The sequence below is a fragment of the Paenibacillus tundrae genome (assembly GCF_036884255.1).
GTDB lineage: Bacteria > Bacillota > Bacilli > Paenibacillales > Paenibacillaceae > Paenibacillus.
Genome location: NZ_CP145605.1, coordinates 6427250 through 6448225, shown reverse-complemented (window position 1 = coordinate 6448225; position 20976 = coordinate 6427250). Strand labels below are relative to the sequence as shown.

17 protein-coding genes are annotated in these 20976 nt (G+C 45.4%); 10 read left to right on the top strand and 7 right to left on the bottom strand.

Annotated elements, in window-relative coordinates:
- Window positions 1-109 precede the first annotated feature (109 nt).
- On the bottom strand, window positions 110-589 hold the full coding sequence (locus V6W81_RS28805; RefSeq protein ID WP_145045051.1) for a GyrI-like domain-containing protein: 480 nt from the start codon (window positions 587-589) through the stop codon (window positions 110-112).
- Window positions 590-700: 111 nt separating this feature from the next.
- Here V6W81_RS28805 and V6W81_RS28800 point away from each other — a divergent pair, with 111 nt between their 5' ends.
- Window positions 701-1669: a helix-turn-helix transcriptional regulator gene (locus V6W81_RS28800; RefSeq protein WP_338541167.1), complete on the top strand. Its 969-nt coding sequence runs from the start codon at window positions 701-703 to the stop codon at window positions 1667-1669.
- Window positions 1670-1921: 252 nt separating this feature from the next.
- Window positions 1922-2257 (top strand): hypothetical protein, encoded by a 336-nt coding sequence (locus V6W81_RS28795; protein ID WP_145045048.1) that lies wholly within the window; start codon window positions 1922-1924, stop codon window positions 2255-2257.
- Between the two features lie 94 nt (window positions 2258-2351).
- Here the strand turns inward: V6W81_RS28795 and V6W81_RS28790 are convergent, their stop codons facing one another.
- Window positions 2352-3074, bottom strand: coding sequence for a YheC/YheD family protein (locus V6W81_RS28790; RefSeq protein WP_338541166.1), 723 nt, complete (start codon window positions 3072-3074; stop codon window positions 2352-2354).
- A gap of 241 nt (window positions 3075-3315) precedes the next feature.
- On the opposite strand from V6W81_RS28790, the gene V6W81_RS28785 reads away from it, so the two are divergent.
- The 4 genes from V6W81_RS28785 to V6W81_RS28770 all read left to right on the top strand — a co-directional run bounded on the left by V6W81_RS28785 (window position 3316) and on the right by V6W81_RS28770 (window position 9365).
- Entirely contained in the window at window positions 3316-3846 is a 531-nt protein-coding gene (locus V6W81_RS28785) for a GNAT family N-acetyltransferase (protein ID WP_338541165.1), read from the top strand.
- 268 nt (window positions 3847-4114) lie between these two features.
- Window positions 4115-5209, top strand: a complete 1095-nt coding sequence (locus tag V6W81_RS28780) for a bifunctional glycosyltransferase family 2/GtrA family protein (RefSeq protein ID WP_338541164.1) — start codon at window positions 4115-4117, stop codon at window positions 5207-5209.
- A complete protein-coding gene (locus tag V6W81_RS28775; protein ID WP_338541163.1) occupies window positions 5209-7500 on the top strand; it encodes a glycosyltransferase family 2 protein in 2292 nt (763 codons plus the stop codon). Before V6W81_RS28780 ends, V6W81_RS28775 begins: the two co-directional genes overlap by 1 nt.
- A gap of 11 nt (window positions 7501-7511) precedes the next feature.
- Window positions 7512-9365: a hypothetical protein gene (locus V6W81_RS28770; protein WP_338541162.1), complete on the top strand. Its 1854-nt coding sequence runs from the start codon at window positions 7512-7514 to the stop codon at window positions 9363-9365.
- Window positions 9366-9554: 189 nt separating this feature from the next.
- Here V6W81_RS28770 and V6W81_RS28765 read toward each other — a convergent pair whose 3' ends face one another.
- The 5 genes from V6W81_RS28765 to V6W81_RS28745 all read right to left on the bottom strand — a co-directional run bounded on the left by V6W81_RS28765 (window position 9555) and on the right by V6W81_RS28745 (window position 14902).
- Window positions 9555-10364: an ABC transporter ATP-binding protein gene (locus V6W81_RS28765; RefSeq protein ID WP_338541161.1), complete on the bottom strand. Its 810-nt coding sequence runs from the start codon at window positions 10362-10364 to the stop codon at window positions 9555-9557.
- Complete coding sequence (locus V6W81_RS28760) at window positions 10364-11395, bottom strand: FecCD family ABC transporter permease (protein ID WP_338541160.1); 1032 nt, start codon at window positions 11393-11395, stop codon at window positions 10364-10366. The genes V6W81_RS28765 and V6W81_RS28760 overlap by 1 nt, the downstream gene beginning before the upstream one ends.
- Window positions 11392-12450 (bottom strand): FecCD family ABC transporter permease, encoded by a 1059-nt coding sequence (locus V6W81_RS28755; protein WP_338541159.1) that lies wholly within the window; start codon window positions 12448-12450, stop codon window positions 11392-11394. Before V6W81_RS28755 ends, V6W81_RS28760 begins: the two co-directional genes overlap by 4 nt.
- Window positions 12443-13531: an iron-siderophore ABC transporter substrate-binding protein gene (locus tag V6W81_RS28750; protein WP_338541158.1), complete on the bottom strand. Its 1089-nt coding sequence runs from the start codon at window positions 13529-13531 to the stop codon at window positions 12443-12445. Before V6W81_RS28750 ends, V6W81_RS28755 begins: the two co-directional genes overlap by 8 nt.
- A 279-nt stretch (window positions 13532-13810) precedes the next feature.
- A complete protein-coding gene (locus V6W81_RS28745; RefSeq protein ID WP_338541157.1) occupies window positions 13811-14902 on the bottom strand; it encodes a GntR family transcriptional regulator in 1092 nt (363 codons plus the stop codon).
- Window positions 14903-15422: 520 nt separating this feature from the next.
- Here V6W81_RS28745 and V6W81_RS28740 point away from each other — a divergent pair.
- The 4 genes from V6W81_RS28740 (at window position 15423) to V6W81_RS28725 (ending at window position 20939) form a co-directional block, all read left to right on the top strand.
- Complete coding sequence (locus V6W81_RS28740) at window positions 15423-17048, top strand: xylulokinase (protein ID WP_338544082.1); 1626 nt, start codon at window positions 15423-15425, stop codon at window positions 17046-17048.
- Window positions 17049-17223: 175 nt separating this feature from the next.
- Entirely contained in the window at window positions 17224-17919 is a 696-nt protein-coding gene (locus V6W81_RS28735; protein WP_338541156.1) for an L-ribulose-5-phosphate 4-epimerase, read from the top strand.
- Window positions 17920-18189: 270 nt separating this feature from the next.
- Entirely contained in the window at window positions 18190-19614 is a 1425-nt protein-coding gene (gene araA / locus V6W81_RS28730) for an L-arabinose isomerase (protein WP_338541155.1), read from the top strand.
- 263 nt (window positions 19615-19877) lie between these two features.
- Window positions 19878-20939, top strand: a complete 1062-nt coding sequence (locus V6W81_RS28725; protein ID WP_338541154.1) for an ankyrin repeat domain-containing protein — start codon at window positions 19878-19880, stop codon at window positions 20937-20939.
- Window positions 20940-20976: the final 37 nt, after the last annotated feature.

Here is a 20976-nt window from a genome sequence, read left to right as displayed (position 1 = left end):
AACGTGTTAACATTCCCCTTTATTCACAAAGAATGAGGACTCTAAACCAGTCGTGGATACTTGTTTAAAATCTACCGTATATGACATGAGCACACCTCCAATTCCCCAATTATTTCTTAACGACGGGAATCCACATTTCGCCGTAAACGGAGCCATTGCGCGTGCCCATCTCAACCGTTGCATTCGGCCCGCCAACATAAGCAAAGTCTTTAGCTTCCGGCAGGATTTGACCAAAAGCGATACCCGTAAGCATGTTACTCAGAGCATCTGCTGTCTCCGCTTCTCCTTGGATAACTAGGTAATCTCCCTTAGGGAACTGAATGACACGGGTAGCATCAGGTAGAGTTTCATCCGTTAGCACACCAGCATAATGCATCATTTTGTGGTTTACAGCTTCGTTCACAGCAAAAATGTAATCATTCTTGGCTACCGCTTTGAGCGCATCCAGCCTTCCATCTTCTTGGACCGCATGCCAGAAGTCCAGTTTCTCCTTGTTAATTCCAGCATAATCGGTGTAATGGCTCTTCAAATCCGTTCCCATGCCTAATACGGTAAAGCTTTCTTTTTGCTCAAGAGTGTACTTTTCCATTTTTTCATCCGTCCTTTTTTAGAGGTATTTTCTGAATAGTGTTTCTTTCGCTTGATGAGTTTATAATAACTTTTAATCATGTCAAAAAGTGAAACTGTTTAGGAGGCTGTCATGAAAAAAGTTGAACGGATTAACCTCATTATGCGGTACATCAATAATCGAGCCTCCTTCACCATTTCCGAAATTATGCGGGAATTCGGTATTTCCCGTTCAACAGCTATTCGGGATATCAGAGAGATCGAAGCTATGGGGATGCCGCTCGTCGCTGAAGTGGGCAGAGATGGTGGCTATTTCGTCATGAGTAATTCTGTCTTGCCACCGGTTCGTTTTACGGACACAGAGATTAAGGCTCTTTTTATTGCTTTCATGGCAACACGTAACCAGCAGCTTCCTTACCTGAAGAGTCGACAGTCTCTGGCTGAGAAATTGTTAGGGCTTATCTCGCAAAGCCATCAGGATGATCTTATTCTCCTTAATCGAATCTTGCTGTTCGAAGGAACCAACCCCAATAATCCGGATCTACTGGAGTTATCAGACCTTCCTCACCCTATATTGGAGAAACTGATTCAGATTCTTCTGTTGGACAGTTACTTATGGATCACGATTAGAGAAGGGGGTGCCATCAAGTCTTATCCAATCTATCTCCTGCATCTCTATCGTGAAAAAAGCATTTGGTTGATTGAAGGCTTTGATTTAAGAGAAGAGAAACGGCGCCTTTTCCTCGTCGATTACCTTACCGATGTAGAACCGTACTCCGTGAATAAGAGGTTGAGTCGTAAGAAGATCCAAGAAAAGCTGCGGAAGGAAGAAGAAGCATTTAACATTGTCCTTGAGCTTGGATCTAAGGCAATAGAACAGTTTAAAAAATATCATCCTCTACAAGTCTCTATTTCCTATATTGACCCTTTTCAATCAAGAGCGATTGTAAAAACACACGTCAATGGTGACCATGCAGAAGATCTTGTCGAAATGCTCAATTGGCTGTTGTTCTTGGGTGAAGATATCAAGTTCAGAACGTTGCCAGAAGGTTTGGCAGATGCTTTGCATATAAGATTGAGGCAATTCGATCCGCTGATATAATATTTCCGAGAAAATTGAAATAATACAGCCTGCTAGCCGGCTTAACATACGGGAACTACATATATTAGAGCCACCCGTTTAACTTAAGGGTGGTTATTTTGTTTTTATATTTTGTTGGAGATACATCCGTTCTGAGCTACTATGCTACTTACCATCGGACAGACGCACTTTTTCCCCCTTGTCCACAAGTATCTCTCACCAAAACGAATCTACTGCATCTAATAAACTATCAATAATAAGGAGGTTTTGGTGATGGGAAATAGAAGACTTGGTGGTTATGACCCCGTGCAGATCTTTAACTCTACTTCGTTCAACGCAGTTGGAAGAGTGGAGTATTCATCGCTCTTTTGTAGTGATGACAATTATAGTGTTCAGCGTGACGAGACTTGGAGAGCTTCTGGCCGTGGAGTTTGTTTACTCACGAGAATTACCGCAACGGTCAGAACACCGAGTGGGAATATTGAAGCGGAACCGTACACTTCTACAGGTACTTCGTTCAGTCAGTTTGCCATTATACAGGTAGGTCCGAATAGCTTCCGAGTGACACGTGTAGTAAGTACCGCTATAGCTAGACGCCGCCGGAAATAATGACAGCAATTATAATTAAGAGGATTGATTAAAATAGTTACAACCATGAAAAGACGACACACCATTGGTTAAGGATGTGTCGTCTCTTCATGTTCTAGTGTTCCTTATACCACAATATCCTGCGGTACATGGAGGAATCTCGTAGGCGCCGGAAAGGGCGCAAATCCGGTTTATAATTACCCTCGATAATCCATACGCGCCGATTCCGATCAATACCAATATCGAAACCAACTTGCCTAAGATCAGGATAATGCTCCCCTAGACACTTGGCGGCTATTCGTGCGATCTTCTCTATTTTATTCATTACGCCTGAATCACCGATTCGGGCTAGTTGTAATGCTCGAAGCACTGAAATGGTGCAGCTAGTCACATTGGTGACGAGATATCCTTGCGAAGCGACTTTTGCGTAGGAACCCGTTGCGTTCCAAGGAGAAGATGTACCCTTTTGGCGCTGAACCATGATACGAATGTCGAACGGTTTATGTTGTATCTGAGCTAGCCGCAGGCGCTCCTGGACGATATATCCATCCGCTTTGTCTGTGCTCTGGATCCACTGGAGCAATTGATCAATGTTTTTCATGTGAATAGTACTGTCCTCATTTTGAATGCGATAGCCGTTAGAACGGTTCCGCTGAATAAACACAATATCCCTTCCATAGCTCCCATTGCGAGGCTTTAGCACAACATTTGAATACTGCAGCAGCATGTTCTTTAACGTATTCTGCGTAAGCAATTGTGTTGCTGGAAGGTGCTTAGCGAGCGAGGTTTCACTGCCGAGGATGCCATACTGTATCCATTTGTCTCGTTGGATCAACATTGGAATCACAGCCTTTGTTTGATCTTTTATCTTTTATGATCATTCTAATTCAAACCAGTGGCTGGCATAAGTGACCATTCGTCTAGATTTGTCTCGTTGGATTATGGCATGCGTGAGATAGGTAGGCGAAAATCTATTAACTCTTATATAATGAAAATGACGTCTATACATGAAGGGACTGAACTATGCGCAGATATCAATATTTTAAACCTAACTATTAAATATAATGGAGGTATAAGTATTGATTACAGAGCTACACACAGAACGTTTGCATTTGAGAAAGATGAAGGAGTCGGATTCACCCAGCTTGTTCAACATTTGGTCTGACCCGGTTGTCACGAAGTTTATGAATATTAGTCCGTTCACGGACGAGGCACAAGCAGTGGCCATGATTCATCTACTAGATGATCTATCGAGAGACAAGAAAGCCATCCGTTTTTCTATTATTGAAAAGAATTCAAATCAAATCATAGGTTCCTGCGGTTTTAACTCCTTGGATTATGATCATTATAGAGCAGAGATTGGTTATGACCTCGCTCAATCACACTGGGGAAGAGGATTCGCCTCAGAATCAATCCGTGTCATGTTAGAGCATGGATACTCTATCTTGAAGATGAATCGCATCGAAGCTAAGGTAGATCCGGATAATGTGAATTCGATCAAGCTTATGGAGAAACTGAAATTCACTTGTGAAGGAACACTTCGGCAATATGAGAGAGTAGAAGGTACGTTTAAGGATATTCGTATGTATTCCAAACTAAGTTCAGATTGAATCTAGTAAGAAAGCCCCTCTGTAATTCGGAGGGGCTTTTGCCGATGAATAGAATAGAAGAAATTTACCCCTATAATAGTTAAGATGATGGGCAGTTTACATTCTTCTAACAGTCTTAAAAACGAGTCATATTTATATGTAATTTCAGCCAAAATTTTTACCAAAAAGGTTACGGTTTATTCGTTTACTGCCAACCTTTTCGGTGTTATACTCTCAATATTCCAAGAAAGAATTTTGTGAAAATTTGTCGAATTGGAGCTTATGTAGGATGATGAAAGGTGCACAACATGGCGAAACGATCATCCTTATTCCATCGCTTGAGCCAGATGAGAGACTTCCGCTCTATGTGAAGCAATTGCGAGAATATGGCTTGACTCATATTGTTATTGTGGATGATGGATCTGGTGAAGCATACCAGTCAATCTTCGAGGAATTGCGTGATAACGGTTGTGTCCTACTTCGCCATTCGAAGAATCAAGGTAAAGGTGATGCACTGAAGACTGGTTTTCAATACATTAGCCACAACTGTGATCCCTCTGCCTTTGTAGTCACGGCTGATTCGGATGGACAGCATGCTGCAGAGGATGTATACCGTTTGGCTGTGGAGGCTAGGCGCCATCCTGATTCGTTGGTTCTTGGCGTAAGGAACTTCAGCGAGGGAGGAATCCCACCGAAGTCGTTGCTGGGCAACCGGATGACCTCGTTCATTTTTGCAATGTTATATGGTAAGAAGCTGTCAGATACCCAGACCGGGCTCCGCGCCTTCGGCCCCGGGTTACTTGCATTTATGCAGGAGGTTCGTGGCTCTCGCTTCGAATATGAGCTGCAGATGTTAATTTCCTGCATTCAGTCTGGTATACCCATTCATACGATGCCAATCCAGGTCATCTACGAGAATGGTAATGCAGGTACACATTTCAAAGCTGTTCAGGACAGCGCTCGGGTGATGGGCGTGTTATTCTCTAACTTTTTCCGCTTTATTTCATCGTCAGTAGCCAGTTCCGTCGTGGATTTAGGTATTGCCTGGTTCCTGATTGATTTCTTAAGGCCTGTATTAGGGGAGCAACACTATTTAAGAATTCTACTAGCTACAGTCATTGCGAGAGTTATTTCGATTGCGGTTAATTATGTATTGAATAGACATTTTGTATTTCGCAAAGAGGACAGCCAAGGCAGTCTATGGCGGTATTTATCGCTGTGCGGATTAGTAATTTTGCTTTCTAGTACAGGTGTATATGTATTCCATACTATTTTCTACATAGATGAGAAGATAGCGAAATTCGTCTGTGATGCCTTGTTGTTCCTGCTTAGCTTTCAGTTGCAGCGTAGATGGGTATTTGCAGCAAGGAGGAAGCAGTTGTAGTGCAAAACGAGAAACGGCAAAACATCTTTTTTGTCATCACCATGATCTTAATGACGATCTACTTACTATGGCGTATGTTCTTTACACTGCCGTGGGGCGAGGGCGTGCTAAATGTTATTTTCGGCATGCTGCTCATTGTAGCGGAAACAGTAACTGTACTTACAACCTTTGAATTGTTCTTTCAAAAAATGCAAAAGAAGCGTACACAGCTTGATTTCCCCATTGTTCCGCCAGAGTACTATCCACATGTGGACGTATTTATTGCGACCCATAATGAGCCGGTCGATCTGTTGTATAAAACGGTGAATGCCTGTACATTCATGGACTATCCGGATAAGCAGAAGGTTCATATCTATTTATGTGATGATGGGGCAAGGCCTGAGGTGGAGGAGCTTGCCAATCAATTTGGTATCGGATATTTAGGCTTTCCTGGCAATAAGGACGCCAAGTCCGGTAACTTGAATAATGCACTAAGCAAAACGACATCTCCGCTCATTGCTACCTTTGATGCGGATATGATTCCACAACATACTTTTCTAATGAAAACCGTTCCCTACTTCCTACTCTCTACATTCATCAAAGAAGGGGAGGAGTGGCGTCTTCGCCGAGAGGATGAAATGGATGAGAAGTTCAAGCTTGGACTGGTGCAGACACCACAGAGCTTCTATAATCCAGATCTATTCCAATTCAATCTGTACGCGGAGCAAGGGATTCCGAATGAACAGGATTTCTTCTCACGAGAGGTCAACATTCTGCGTAATGCTTCCAATGCCGTAGCGTATACCGGAAGTAACACGATTATTTCCAGACAAGGTATGGTCGATATCGGTGGTTTCCCACTGAATACGATCACGGAGGACTTCGAGACAAGCATTCGCTTGCAGCAAGAAGGGTATATCACCTATGCGACGCAAGAGGTTCAGGCTGCGGGGCAGACAACAACCACGGTTCCGAGCATGATTAAGCAGCGAATCCGTTGGGCGAGGGGCATTATTCAGAGCTTGCAGAATACCCGTGCTCCCTTTTCCGAGAAGCTTCCATTCTGGACGAGAGTGACCTATGTGAGCAGTTTCTTATACTGGTGGTCGTTCTTTAACCGATTAATTTTCATCTTGTCACCGATTTTGTTTGCGTTATTCGATTTCCAGATCGTCAATACCACCTTCTGGCAGATTCTAATATTCTGGCTCCCGTCGTATTTTTTCTATAGTCTGTCCATGCGTTACCTGTCTAGTAACATACGGAATCAACGCTGGAGTCAGGTGATCGATACGATATTTATGCCCTATCTCATATGGCCGGTAATCCTTGAAACGTTAGGGATTCGGGAGAAGAAGTTCAAGGTTACGAACAAAAGCAGGTCTAATGGTCGAAAGTGGATGTCCACGCTGTTATATGCGCTTCCGCATATTTTCCTACTCCTGTTATCCATTGCCGCCATCATCCGGTATGCAAGCGGAAAGTATGGTATTGCCCTATTTTTCAGTAGCATCATTATCTTCTGGTTAGTTCATAACATGATTGCGCTATGCTATGCCTTATTCTTCATGATTGGCCGACGTGCTTATCGGGAGACAGAACGTATTCGGGCACAGGAGGATGTAACCATCCGTTACAAAGCGAGAAATTTGCAGTACGAGGCCAAGACCGTCGACGTATCCGAGCAAGGCATTGCCTTCTATGTTCCCTATCCAATCTATTTGCCCGAAAAAGAGACCATCTCTCTCGTTGTAAAAAGCGAGCGGTACGAGGCGAATCTTGATGCGGTCATCGTATATGTGAAACAGGATGGAGCGGGCTGGCGCTATTCGGCAACGGTACAACCGATTAACGAGACAGACAACCGCCAGTACATGCAGATTATTTATGATCGCAAACACTCGCTGCCTGAACAGATGAACCTCTGGGATACGGCGTATGACGATATGCTACGTAATGTGAAAAAGCGGGTTGTTCAGCAGCGTTCGGATCAGCGGAAAATGCCGCGTCTTTCGATGGAACTTCCGGTCACGTTTACGAATCATTCAGGCTGTATTCTGCGCAGCTTCAACTATCGTTTCTTCTCGGCAACGGGTCTACATGGCAATATTTCCGCTGGATCCATCGTTACGTTTATGACCAAAAGCAATATTGAAGTGATGCTTAAACATACTGGCAATACAACTGCCAATCATCGTGAAGTGCTTCTATCCGTTGAGAATATCGATGATATCGTGGAGCGCGGCCTTATTAATCAATTGTTGAATGATTTGACTCCCCCACAATCCGAGAGTTTCATCCGAGAGGGTTAGGAGAGATAGAGATGCTCAGTTTGCTTCAATTTGTGATGGGAGTTTTGTTGATAATCTCCTTTGTTGGTTATATGCAGTTTGTTCGGAAGGTACTTTTACTGCGCTGGGAGTTTATCCCGATTTTTGTGTTCTCCGCCATAGCTTGCATTGTATTTTTGATTGGCTTGGTAGGTCAGCTGTTTATAGGTAGCATCGTGGTGCTGATTATCGGTCTGTTGCTGTTCCGAGATACGGTGGCGCAAGCCGTACGAATCGGGGCAAAGCCGCAATTCATGTTCTCGCTATTCCAGCTTAGCTTTCTAGGCGGAACGTTTATCTTTTTGCTGATTCTGTTCCAAAATGAATTAACACACTACGATAACTTCTCGCACTGGGCGATAGTGTTGAAGCAGATGCTCAGTACCAATGCGTTTCCGACGCCGGATTCTGACCTGATCGATTTCAAAAACTATCCGCTCGGGACATCGTCGTTTATCTATTACGTCTGCCGGTTCATGGGACATAACCAGTCCACGATGTTGCTGGCACAGGCGCTGCTGATCTTTTCTTGTTTCTATGCGATGTTTGGTGTGGTGTCAGAGAAGAAAAGATTCCTGCTGTATGCCTTTCTGGGGTTCGGTTTATCGACACTGTCCTTCTTCAACCTGACGATTCGTATCACCAATCTGCTGGTGGATTTCCTGCTTCCGATCTATGCACTTGCCATTCTGGCAGCGATCTATCAGTATCGTCATGACCTCAAGCGGGCATGCATCATTGTTCTTCCGCTGGCGGGTGTGCTGACGGTGATTAAGAGTACAGGGATTATCTTTGCAGCAATTGGTCTAATCTTTCTGGTATACACCTGGCTTAGAAATAAGCAACGCTCGAACTGGAAAATCGGTCTGGGTGTGGTTGGTACAATTGTTGGGGCATTGTTGCCGTATTTCGGCTGGAGCTGGCGTATGGCTACGGTGTTTCAAGGGATAGACAACAAGTTCGAGGGCGCAGGTTCGGCGCTCAAAGCTGGCAAAACGGCAGAGCAGAAGTGGGAGATTCTGACGCTCTTCTTGAAATCAAGTATAGATATTACGACAAGACCCGTGATCGGTATCGTGCTCTTTCAGCTTGTGGCGATTGCAGCTTCCATTGTGGCTTACACGGTCCTCAAGAAGAAGTGGAACCTGTGGAAAGTGCTGATTGCCCTGAATGTAGTGTTGCTGCTGTACTATGCAGGGATACTGGCGCTCTATCTCTTCTCCATGCCAGTGGATGAAGCGGTGAGATTGGCTGGATTTGAACGTTATGCTTCCAGTATTGTCGTTCTCTTTGCGGGCGGGTTAGTACTCTGTGCTGCCGTTGACATTGAGCGTTCGTTTCACTATCGGATCGGTGAAGTACCGGACTTCAAGTCGTTCAAATCGGTTCAGTCGAAGGGACATTATCAAAAGGGAATCATCGCATGTATGGCACTTGCAGGCACCATTTTGTTGTCGGAATACAATGGTATGGCCTCCATTGCGAATAGCTATGATACGACACTTCCCTATAAAATCCATGCGGTGACAGGTGATCGGTGGTACGCAGGCGGTCAAGAAGATACGCAGAGGTATCTCTTCTACGGCTCTGACCGGGATCAACAAGTTACGAATTATTACATGCAGTATGTCGGCAAATACTTCTTGTATGCACCGCATGTCGATGGCATCGTGTTGTTCTATGAAGATAACATGGACAACCTGCTGAGCAACTATGATTATCTGGTAGTCGTCGAGACCGATCTCAACGCCAAGTATCTGCTGAAGAAGCATTACGGAATCGACATGCAGGAGGGTATCTATAAAATTACCCATTCCGGAGAACAGATTGTTCTTACGTTAACGTAGATCTGTCATGAAGATCTATCAGCATAAGCAGCAAAGTGAATAGACGAAGTTGAACTAGATTATAACTATATATTAAAAAGAGAAGGAACCCCCTGTCTTATGAAGACAGGGGGTTATTTTACAAAATTTATAGCCTCATCTTCGGAGCCATTTCAGTTCTTCATTCTTATTTTTAGTTCGAAATCCAGCCTAGTGCGCACCATGAACGTGATATCGCCCCTTCGGTACAACGAGAGGAGATCCCGAGATGGGGTCTTCAATAACCGTGCAATCTAGTCCAAAAATGTCTTTGACCTGTCCGCTTGTAATAACCTCTGAAGGTGTGCCTTCAGCGACAAGCTTTCCGGTGTGGAGTGCAAAGATATAGTCTGCATAACGTGCAGATAAGTTGATGTCATGAAGAACCATAACAATCGTTGTTCCGTGTGTGCGATTTAGTTCAGTAAGTAGGTCCAGAATCTCCACTTGATAGGTAATATCCAAGAACGTCGTCGGTTCATCCAGAAACAGAATGTCGGTCTGTTGCGCTAATGCCATGGCGATCCAGACACGCTGACGTTGTCCGCCGGAGAGCTCGTCGATGTTATGATTGGCGAACTCGGTAATATTCATAAGAGTCATTGCTTCGGCAACCGCCTCGTAATCCTTCTTCGACCAACCACTAAACAAGGATTGGTGTGGAAATCTACCTCGACCGACGAGGTCGGCTACGGAAATACCTTCTGGAACAATGGGAGACTGCGGGAGAAGACCGATTACACGAGCCATTTGCTTGGGCGGAATCTTACCGATGGCTTTGCCATCCAGTGTAATACTGCCAGATGTCGGCTTAATGAGCCGAGCCATCGTTTTCAGGAGCGTTGATTTACCACAACCATTGGAACCGATAATCACGCTTATTTTATTGCTCGGGATAACCAGATCGACGCCGTGAATGATTGTTTTATTGTCATATCCAGCAACAAGCTGCTTGGCTTCAAACACATGTGTCGGTTTCATTATAATTCCCCCTTTCGATTCATTCGGATTAACAGGAAGATTAGATACGGTGCTCCGAGTAATCCGGTAATGACGCCTACGGGGAATCTGTACTCAAAAGCAAACTGCCCGATCAGATCTGCGCCTAGAACGAGATTAATGCCAACCAGACCTGCCGGGATGCTGTTCAACGCACCCGCACCAACGAGTCTCTTCGCGATTGGTCCCGCAAGGAAGGAGACAAAGGCGATCGGGCCTGTAGTTGCTGTAGCAATAGCAACCATGCAAACAGAACCCACGATCAGAGCGATCCTAGTTCTGTCTGTATCCACGCCGAGTGAGAAAGCCGACTGCTCACCAAGCTCCAGGATGCTTAAATGTTTACCTAATAGAATGATAATCGGTGAACAGATGAGTACAGTAATCACCAGAGGCGGCAGTGCACTCATCTGAGAACCGTTGAGGCTACCTGTAAGCCAGCGAATCGCGGCAGGAATATCCTTTTCAGAGCTAACTAGTAGTAGATAAGATATGACCGCATCAAGCATCGCCTGGATTCCAATTCCGATTAGAATTAATCGTCCGATAGAGAACACTTTTCCTCTAGAGAGTACATATATGAATAGCACAGTAGCCAGACCTGCAAGCACAGAAGCTAAGGAAACGACTGCTCCACTCGCATGAAGCACAACGATGCAAAAAACGGCCGCTGCACTTGAACCAGACGTTATGCCGATCACATTAGGGTTCGCTAGCGGATTGCGTAGCATGGTCTGAAAGGTATGCCCTGCAATACCGAATGCAAATCCGGCAAAGAGACCTGTTAGCATCCGTGGTAAACGGATCGTATTTACGGCAAACGTAACACCTTTGATTTTCTCCCCTGAGAGGGAGGCGATAACATCTTTTACCGGATAAATGGTGTTCCCAAGTAAAAGCATAGCACAGCATAACACACAGGCTAGTGCAGCAAGAAGACTAGTGACGAGTATCCAGCGGCGACGCCTGTGACGTCTGCCCGCCATAATAAATTCAATGGATTGATCTCTCATAAGGATCGCACTTTCGATCGCATCGCTAGGATGATTAGTATTGGAGCGCCAATAAACGCTGTAACGACACCCACCTCAAGCTCCCCAGGGTTGCTGATGAGCCTGCCACCAACGTCGGATATCGTCAAAATAATGGCTCCGGCAACAGCCGACATCGGTATGACAAATCGTAAGTCAGGCCCCAGAATCAGGCGAATGACATGTGTAGATAACAAGCCGATGAAGCCAATTGGACCCGCAAGGGCTGTCGCTGCTCCGCACAATAGAACCCCTGCAAGTGCGGCAATAAAGCGCAGCGTTCCGGTTCGAACGCCGAGTCCTGTTGCAACATCGTCGCCTAGCGCCAGTGCATTGAGTGCGGGAGCCGTAAGCAATGCAATGATCACACCTACAATGAGGAACGGAATGAATGTACTGATTCCACTCCAAGTAGCGGAACCCACGCTTCCGACTTGCCAGAACCTAAATTGATCCATGACATATGAACGTGGAATCATAATGGCGGTGACGAGGGAGGAAAGTGCGGCACTGATGGCCGCTCCGGCTAAAACAAGCTTAATGGGCGTGGCTCCGCCACGCCCCATGGAGCCAATACCGAATACGAACACAGCAGTGATTGCAGCCCCGGCGAGCGCTAGCCAGATATACTGATTAGCACTGCTGATATTCAGGAACGCAATCCCACAAACCACAAACAAGGAAGCGCCTGTATTGACGCCTAATATGCTCGGGTCAGCAAGGGGGTTCCGAGTTACAGACTGCATCAGTGCTCCTGAAATGCCGAGAGCTGCTCCACATAATAAACTGAAGACTGTTCGCGAAATCCGCTTGCGCACAATATTAGCTCCATAGGAGTCTACTTCCGGATGAAATAATCCGTCGATTAACTCATGAAACCTCACTGGTCGAGAGCCGAAGACCAGTGAGGCAATTAGAGTTGCACCGAGCAGAATCACGCAAATGCTCAACACCAGAATGAAGTTCCTGGGCATATGTGCTCGTATTTGGTTATTATTCGAAACGGATGTATTATTCGAAACGGATGTATTATTCATTGACCTTGTCGATCGCTGCGCCAATGAGTTTCAAGTAATCATCAATGGTATAGGAGATGGACAGTGGGTTAGGTGTTCCTGCAGCAACGAGAGGTGTATCTGCTTCAATAAATGCAACAGAACCTCTTTGAACAGCAGGGATTTTGCCTAGAAGTGGATCCGCTTGAATAGCTTTCAACAACTCGGCATTACCGTAACCAACGAGGATATCTGCATCATTCAGAACTTCTGCATTCTCTGCACTTAGGCTCAGAGAGTAGCTGTTAGGATCGGTGATTTGGCTAGAGAGGCTATCTGGAATAACCAGTCCCAGTTCATTCAAGAAAGCAACACGGGAATCTACAGGTGTATAGATGTGTAGTTTGGACATGTCTTCAGCGGAGAAATTAACCCATACCACTTTTTTGTCTTTGATCTGTGGGTATGCACTGAGCTTCTCATTAATCATGTCTTCTGTATCTTTAATCAGTTGTTCGCCTTCTGCTTTCATACCCATACCTTCAGCATTCAGGCTAACCTGTTCACGCCATGTTGTTGCCCATGGAGCTGTTGGATAAGCGACTACCGGAGCGATTTCACTTAGGAGATCATAGTCCTCTTGTGTAATTCCGGAATATGCAGCAAGGATTACATCGGGGTTAGAGTCAGAAATAGCTTCAAAGTCTAGTCCGTCTGTATCCATGAATACGTTTGGATCGGTTACGCCAAGCTCTTCGAGCTTCTTAGCCGTCCAAGGCAGAAGACCGCTGTCATCTTGTACACCGAAGTTTGCAGCAGAGAAGCCCACAGGAACTTGTCCAAGTGCAAGAACAACGTCATGGTTCGCCCATTGTACAGTAGCTACACGCTCAGGCTTTTCTTCAATAACGGTTTCGCCCAATGCATGTTTGATCTTAATTGGATAGCCTGCATTGTCTTCTTCAGCGGCAGGTGTCGCTGTCTCTGTTTCAGTTGCTGTGGTGTCACTTGCAGCAGGCGTAGCTGCAGGTTCTTCTGGCTTATTCCCGCACGCGGCTAATACCATGATCAGCATAAGTGAGATAAGGAGTGTTCCGATCGATAGCTTTTTCTTCGTGGTCATGTGTTTCCCCTTCCTGAACCCTTGAATGTATTGGATGGTGCTGAATCTCCGCCGTATGTAGCTAAACATGGAAGATTAAAGAGTGGAAATTCGAATAAGAACATAATAAAACGTTTTCTATTTATGATAATGATTATCAACGTCAATAAATATATCGCTTTTCTGGAGAGGGTGTCAATGAAAAATATGGATGTAAATCAATTCCATAACCTAGCCGCTGGCAATTAAAAAAACCGCAGGGCAAGTAGGATATACCTGCCGAGCGGTTTCGATTTTATATTATTCTACCTCGATCTCTCTCACCGTTTCACCTTCTACCAGTACGGGCTGATAGTAGGTATTTGTCGGAAGATCCTTTTTGCCTTGCAGCTTCTTAATCACCCAATCGGCCGCATCACGTCCCATTTGCTCTTGGGGATGGGTTAGCGTGGTGAGCCGGATATTAGCGTTCTTGGCAATGTACGAATTATCCTGACCGATGATGGATAACTCATGCGGAATGGAGATGTCCAGTTGCCGACAGGCGTTCACCACTTCAAGTCCCACTTCGTCGTTGTAACAGACAATTGCGGTGAGTGAATCCCTATTTTCGTTCAGATACGCAGTCACATTGGAGGACAACTCAGGTTTGGATGCTGTATCAAACGAAAGCACCTGCTCGGGATGGAAACGTAATTTTGCTTCACCCAGCGCTTTGATGTATCCCTTCATCCGGTATTTGCCCTGCAAATCATCCATCTTCGCAATAATGCCAATCTGGGTATGACCTTTCGCGATCATCTCCCGGGTAGCGAGGTAACTGGACTGCACATCATCCAGACAGAAGAAAGGCACCTCCAGTTCTTCATAGAACGCATTAATCATTGTAAAGGGCACATCCTGCTCTTTGAATGACAGGTAATACGCGATGTTCGGGTTGTAAAGATTACTCTTGGTTGGTTCGACGATCAAACCATCGACGCCGTAGGAGAGCATCATTTCAAGTGCTTTCTTCTCCTGTGCGACATCATTGTTGGTGCTGGCGAGCAACAACGAATAGTTGTCCTCATTCAGACGACTCTCTATGCCACGGATAATGGATGGAAAAATGTAGTCTGAGATATACGTCGTAATGACACCAATCGTTTTCTTCGACGTGTTGCCACCTGAGCGAGAGCGATACTGATTGCTTACATAGGTTCCTGAACCTTTTTCACTTCGCAAAAATCCCTCGTTAGACAATTCCAGAATGGCCTTCCGCACCGTCTGGCGACTTACATTATAGCTGTCTTGCAAAGCTGACTCTGTCGGAATCTGTTCGCCTATGCTATACGTTCCCGAGAGGATATGGCTCTTTATATCATCAATAATGACTTGGTATTTAGGCTTCACATATTCCACTTCTTTCATCATGACTTATCTATATTAACGTGTAGAGTTCAAATAGTTGTACGTACATATTCTAGCATGATTTGATTTAGATGAGAATGAAGCTATGTATTTTTCGCAATGTTGCGTACATTTCAGGCCAGATACAGTTGATGTGTACCTTACAGCATAACCCGTTTATCTGTCTACAAGACGCTATAATAGCAGGATACAGATCAATATGTGGTCTTTGTAAGTATAACTATAATATATAATTGACAAATGTACGTACAAAAAATATACTAAGGCTGTCAGATTAGGAAAGCGCATTCTTAGTGAAAGAGAGCATGACACTACTCCCTATTGGAGAGGAATCGTGTGAATAGGGATGCTTGGAACTGAATCATAGCGTGGATTACAGCCATTAACGCAAGTGAAGCAGCATTTTTTCTAAGATGCTTCTTAATAGTGTGTTTTTAACAACATCTAATAGATATTTTCCTTCGCACGTAAACGGCGACCAGAGAGGGGATACACGGGAATGATGAGTCATCTGGATGTTAAAGGAGCCATTGCCAAGGGAGCTACCTCACTTGGGATTGAACTTGGATCAACGCGCATTAAAGCAGTGCTGATCGATGAGCGTTTTGAGACGATTGCGTCCGGCAGTTATGAGTGGGAGAACCTGCTGAAAGATGGATATTGGACCTACAACCAAGAGGACATTATCACAGGTCTACAGACGGCGTATCGCGAGATGAAAGAGGATGTGCAGCAGAAGTATGGCATTACGCTGACAACGATTGGATCGATCGGGTTCTCAGCGATGATGCATGGATACATTGCGCTAGATAAAGCAGGAGAATTGCTGGTGCCGTTTCGGACGTGGCGTAACTCCACTACTGGAGCAGCGGCGCGAGAATTAACCAACCTGTTGCAGTTCAATATTCCAGAGCGCTGGAGTATTGCCCACCTGTACCAGGCCATTTTGAATCAAGAAGAGCATGTGCCTCAGATTGATTATATGACTACGCTGGCGGGTTACATCCACTGGTTGCTGACAGGCAATAAAGCGATTGGAATCGGTGATGCATCGGGGATGTTCCCAATTGACGAAGCTACACATAGCTATCATCCATCCATGGTGAACCAGTTCAACGAACATATCGCTGGCAAGGGGTATCCGTGGAAAGTAGAGGACTTGCTGCCTAAGGTATACCTCGCAGGTGAACATGCAGGTGAATTGCATGAAGCAGGAGCCAAGCTGCTTGATCCTTCAGGGGACTTGGTTACCGGTATTCCGCTCTGCGCGCCAGAGGGTGATGCAGGTACGGGGATGGTGGCGACGAACAGTGTACGGAAACGTACAGGGAACATCTCGGTCGGCACATCCGTATTTGCGATGATTGTACTTGAGAAGGAATTGTCCAGTGTGTATCCCGAGATCGACATGGTAACTACCCCAGATGGTAGCCCGGTCGGCATGGTGCACGCCAACAACTGTTCCAGTGACATTAATGCCTGGATCGGACTGTTCCGTGAATTCGCTGAGGCAATGGGTATCGAGGTGGATTCCGGCAAACTGTTTAGCGTGTTGTTTAACAAGGCGTTAGAGGCTGATCCAGATGGCGGTGGATTGCTCAGCTACGGTTACTACTCGGGTGAAAATATTACAGGTCTGGAGCATGGTCGTCCATTGTTTGTCCGTTCTCCAGAGAGCAAGTTCAACCTGGCGAACTTCATGCGTACGCATCTGTTCAGTGCCTTTGGCGCACTCAAGATCGGTATGGATATTCTTACCGAGAAGGAGCAAGTGGCTATTGATAGCATTTTGGCACATGGTGGATTGTTCAAAACGCCTGTGGTGGGACAACGAATTGTAGCCGCAGCAATGAACGTTCCAGTATCCGTCATGTCCACAGCTGGCGAAGGCGGCGCATGGGGTATGGCATTGCTTGCATCGTACCTGATCAACCAAGGTGAGCAGGAGACATTGGATGTTTTCCTAGAGCAGAAGGTATTCAAGGATGTGGAAGGGGTCGAAGTCGCACCGGAGGCAGCCGATGTGAAGGGATTCGAAGCATTTATCGAACGCTACCGGAGTGGACTCGCGATTGAGCACGCAGCTGTTGAGCATCTGGTAGAGAACGTTCAAAAAGACCGCTTTTGATTACGAAGGATGCCTAGTAGCATCATCAACATCGAATATGGGATTCAGCCGAAATGTCCGTTGCTCACGTAGCTCTATCTACGCTCCGCTACTCCATTTCTAGCTTCATCCCATCTTCTCGGTACTGAAAACCGACTTTTTGAACACGCACTATTAGAGAACGGGAGGGAATAACATGCTAGAGCATTTGAAAGAAGAGGTATTCCAGGCCAATCTGGAACTGCCAAAGCACGGGTTGGTGAAATTCACTTGGGGTAACGTCAGCGCGGTTGATCGTGAAAGCGGTCTGTTCGTCATTAAACCAAGCGGAGTCGACTATGACAAAATGAAAGCCAGCGACATGGTTGTCGTCGATCTCGGCGGTAACGTGGTTGAAGGGGAGATGAGACCTTCCTCGGATACCGCAACCCATGCCGTTCTATATAAGCATTACAAGGAAATTGGCGGTATCGTACACACGCACTCCACATGGGCAACCATCTGGGCGCAGGCAGGTCTGGACGTACCCGTTATGGGAACAACGCACGCCGATACGTTCTACGGAGCTGTACCATGTGCACGTTTCTTGAACCAGGATGAGGTTGACCGTGGATACGAAGCGGAGACAGGACGCGTCATTATTGAGACATTTGAACAACGCGGACTGGATGTCATGGCGATCCCGGCTGTCCTGCTGCATGGTCATGCACCGTTCACATGGGGCAAGGATGCCAAGTCGGCTGTCGTGAACAGCGTCGTACTAGAGGAAGTGTGCAAAATGAACCTGTACGCGCGCCAGTTGAATAGCTTTGCAAAGGAATTGCCACAGGGCATTCTGGATAAACACTATCTGCGGAAGCACGGCAAGGATGCGTACTACGGTCAGAAATAATGTGATTATAAGGGTGATTGGAAGTGTGTTCTAACTTCCAAGTGGTTTATTGTGGGAATGACTTATGTTCAACTATACTTTTTACACGATAACGGAGAGGGCAGAAATAACCTGAAGAAGCGGAGCGTTCGCCTTTATCCCCGGATTTTCCCCTTTGGAGAAGGGAATCAAAAAATCTGGGGATAACAGCGATAGGAAGGTTGTTCTGACATCGGAGTGGCAAGTGTAAACTCATATGTTCAACTATAAAAATGAAATGAGGATGATAACATGTCAGCAACAGCAGCAAAAGAATTCTGGTTTGTCGTAGGTTCACAGCATCTGTACGGAGAAGAAGCACTGGGTGAAGTTAAAGCGAATGCACAGAAAATTACGGATGCCCTTAACGCAAGCGGCGTGCTCCCATACCCACTCGTATTGCAGGATCTGGCTGTAAGCGCAGATAAAATCACGAGCATTATGAAAGAAGTGAACTACCGTGACGAAGTATCGGGTGTGATCACTTGGATGCATACCTTCTCTCCAGCAAAAATGTGGATTCGTGGTACGAAATTGCTGCAAAAGCCACTGCTTCACTTGGCAACCCAATTCAATGAGAGCATTCCATGGGCTACCATCGATATGGACTTTATGAACTTGAACCAAGCGGCACACGGTGACCGTGAATATGGCTTCATCAATGCGCGTCTGAGAAAACAAAATAAAATCGTCGTTGGCTACTGGGAGCGCCCAGAAGTACAGCAACAAGTTGCCGATTGGATGGACGTAGCGGTAGCGTATAACGAAGGGTATAACCTCAAAGTTGCTCGTTTCGGTGACAACATGCGCAACGTAGGTGTAACGGAAGGCGATAAAGTAGAGGCACAAATCCAGTTCGGATGGACAGTGGACTACTTCGGTATCGGTGATCTCGTTCAGTACGTGAATGCTGTAACTGAGCAAGAGATCGATGATCTTATCGCTCAATATGCAGAGCTGTATGAGTTCGACTACGGTACGAACAGCAAGGAAGCATGGGAAGCAAGTGTGCGTGTGCAAGCAAGCTATGAAATTGCGATCAAACGTTTCTTGGACGAAGGTGGCTATAGTGCCTTCACAACCAACTTCGAAGATCTGCATGGCATGAAGCAGCTTCCAGGTCTGGCGGTACAACGTCTGATGGCTCAAGGTTATGGATTCGCCGGTGAGGGTGACTGGAAAACAGCAGCGCTTGACCGTTTGCTGAAAATCATGGCTCACAATGAAAACACCGGCTTCATGGAGGATTACACGTACGAGATGGCAGCGGGTCAAGAAGCAATCCTGCAATCTCACATGCTTGAAGTTGATCCAACACTCGCTAGCACCAAACCGAGAATTATCGTGTCACCACTGGGAATTGGCGATCGTGAAGATCCAGCACGTCTTGTATTCGACGGTAAAGCAGGCGAAGGCGTTGTTGTATCGATGGCTGACTTCGGTACCCACTACAAATTGCTGATCAATGAAGTGTCTGCATTCGAGCCGACAGTTCCAGCACCTAATCTGCCAGTAGCACGTGTGCTTTGGAGCGTGAAGCCAAACTTCCAAGACGGAGTGAAGGCATGGATCGAAAATGGTGGCGGTCACCATACGGTTGTATCCTTGAACCTGACAACAGACCAGATCATCACGTACGCGAAGCTCGTTAACCTGGATTATGTTGTTATTAAATAATGTGGTATTTATAGAATTATGAATTCATAATCGATCAACTATATTGGAGCCGGGGGTTAGCCTCGGCTCTTTATCATGCTATGCCTTCGTTTAGTAGGTGGCTTAGGATTGGTTTAGTGTTACGTTGAGAATCTTAGTTAATTTTTATTCTCCTACGGCTAAGAGCACTAGGATGAGTTTGCTATAATAGTTCCTAGAAGGTAGTTTACTTGGAATGATTTGTGAGAAAGGCACAATACAATCGGAACGGAGAGTTGTTTTCGATGGAGGATATACAGGAGTTAGTCAATGCGATAGTTAATGACCCAATATTAAGTGGACAAACCTATACATATTTAATCTTGGGTACTCAAAATGCATTCACGAGCGGGTACTATCGCATGATAGAAAATCAATTTTTCTCGTATGACGGAGATATGACGATCCATTTATTTGATAAGTATATCAACAAGAATACGGACATTATGCAAGGAAAGGGTGTTCTCTGTATTAGGGTAAGCGAAGGCAGCTTGGTTGAGTATGGCTTAGTACATGATATGAATCCTGAAATTTATGACATGGATGTTTTGGAGTTAATTGTATATCAGAGATATGGTTTGGAACCGTGGGAAGAGGATCGAAAGGTAGTTCTGCAACAGTCGCTAAAAGCGGAGCAAGTTAAAGACACGCTAGTATTCGCATGTTACATGAATGAGATGGAAAGAATCAGAGCTTTAGCAGCTAATGCCAAGAAGTCTCATCTAGATAAAGTGCTTAAAAATCGTGGAACACCATTGCAGTTTTGTAGTAGGCACAATAATTTGGGAGCATTTCAACTGTTAGCGGAAAAAGGGGCAACCGTGGGGAAACGCGCGCTTACGCGAACACCTCTTGAAATTGCATTTGAACACTCACCAGATATTGTGAACTATATTCAGTCTGACTTTCCAGATGTGTATACAAAAGAAGTGGGTAAAAAGGGATTTAGTATTGCCCTTCATTGCACAGATGGAAACTTGTTAGAAGGCATTTTAAAGTTTGGCAGTGATATGGATCAAGAAGGGAAAGCCTTTCCGCCGCTCCATAACTTTGCTGATTACAATAATGTGGTGGCGATGCGATTTCTTTTAAATAACGGTGCTGATAAAGAAAGTAGAAACGATTGTAAGCAAACGGCGTTACATAGAGCTGTAAGTGCAGAAAATGCCGATGCTATCAAAGTGTTATTAGAATATGGTGTGGATCTATATGCTAAGGATCGAGATGGAACAACACCTATAGATCTGGCTGAGGCATGTGCAGACCAAACGCTCCTCAAAATGATGAGAGGTGTGCAACAAGCATAATTAATTAGGATAGTCATGGGAGTTATACCTTGGACAA

Excerpts from the sequence above, each read along its gene's own strand:
- V6W81_RS28805 (WP_145045051.1), bottom strand. The coding sequence starts at position 589 with ATGGAAAAGTACACTCTTGAGCAAAAAGAAAGCTTTACCGTATTAGGC.
- V6W81_RS28800 (WP_338541167.1), top strand. The coding sequence starts at position 701 with ATGAAAAAAGTTGAACGGATTAACCTCATTATGCGGTACATCAATAAT.
- V6W81_RS28795 (WP_145045048.1), top strand. The coding sequence starts at position 1,922 with ATGGGAAATAGAAGACTTGGTGGTTATGACCCCGTGCAGATCTTTAAC.
- V6W81_RS28790 (WP_338541166.1), bottom strand. The coding sequence starts at position 3,074 with ATGTTGATCCAACGAGACAAATGGATACAGTATGGCATCCTCGGCAGT.
- V6W81_RS28780 (WP_338541164.1), top strand. The coding sequence starts at position 4,115 with ATGATGAAAGGTGCACAACATGGCGAAACGATCATCCTTATTCCATCG.
- V6W81_RS28770 (WP_338541162.1), top strand. The coding sequence starts at position 7,512 with ATGCTCAGTTTGCTTCAATTTGTGATGGGAGTTTTGTTGATAATCTCC.
- V6W81_RS28765 (WP_338541161.1), bottom strand. The coding sequence starts at position 10,364 with ATGAAACCGACACATGTGTTTGAAGCCAAGCAGCTTGTTGCTGGATAT.
- V6W81_RS28760 (WP_338541160.1), bottom strand. The coding sequence starts at position 11,395 with ATGAGAGATCAATCCATTGAATTTATTATGGCGGGCAGACGTCACAGG.
- V6W81_RS28755 (WP_338541159.1), bottom strand. The coding sequence starts at position 12,450 with ATGAATAATACATCCGTTTCGAATAATACATCCGTTTCGAATAATAAC.
- V6W81_RS28750 (WP_338541158.1), bottom strand. The coding sequence starts at position 13,531 with ATGACCACGAAGAAAAAGCTATCGATCGGAACACTCCTTATCTCACTT.
- V6W81_RS28740 (WP_338544082.1), top strand. The coding sequence starts at position 15,423 with ATGAGTCATCTGGATGTTAAAGGAGCCATTGCCAAGGGAGCTACCTCA.
- V6W81_RS28735 (WP_338541156.1), top strand. The coding sequence starts at position 17,224 with ATGCTAGAGCATTTGAAAGAAGAGGTATTCCAGGCCAATCTGGAACTG.
- araA (WP_338541155.1), top strand. The coding sequence starts at position 18,190 with ATGTCAGCAACAGCAGCAAAAGAATTCTGGTTTGTCGTAGGTTCACAG.
- V6W81_RS28725 (WP_338541154.1), top strand. The coding sequence starts at position 19,878 with ATGGAGGATATACAGGAGTTAGTCAATGCGATAGTTAATGACCCAATA.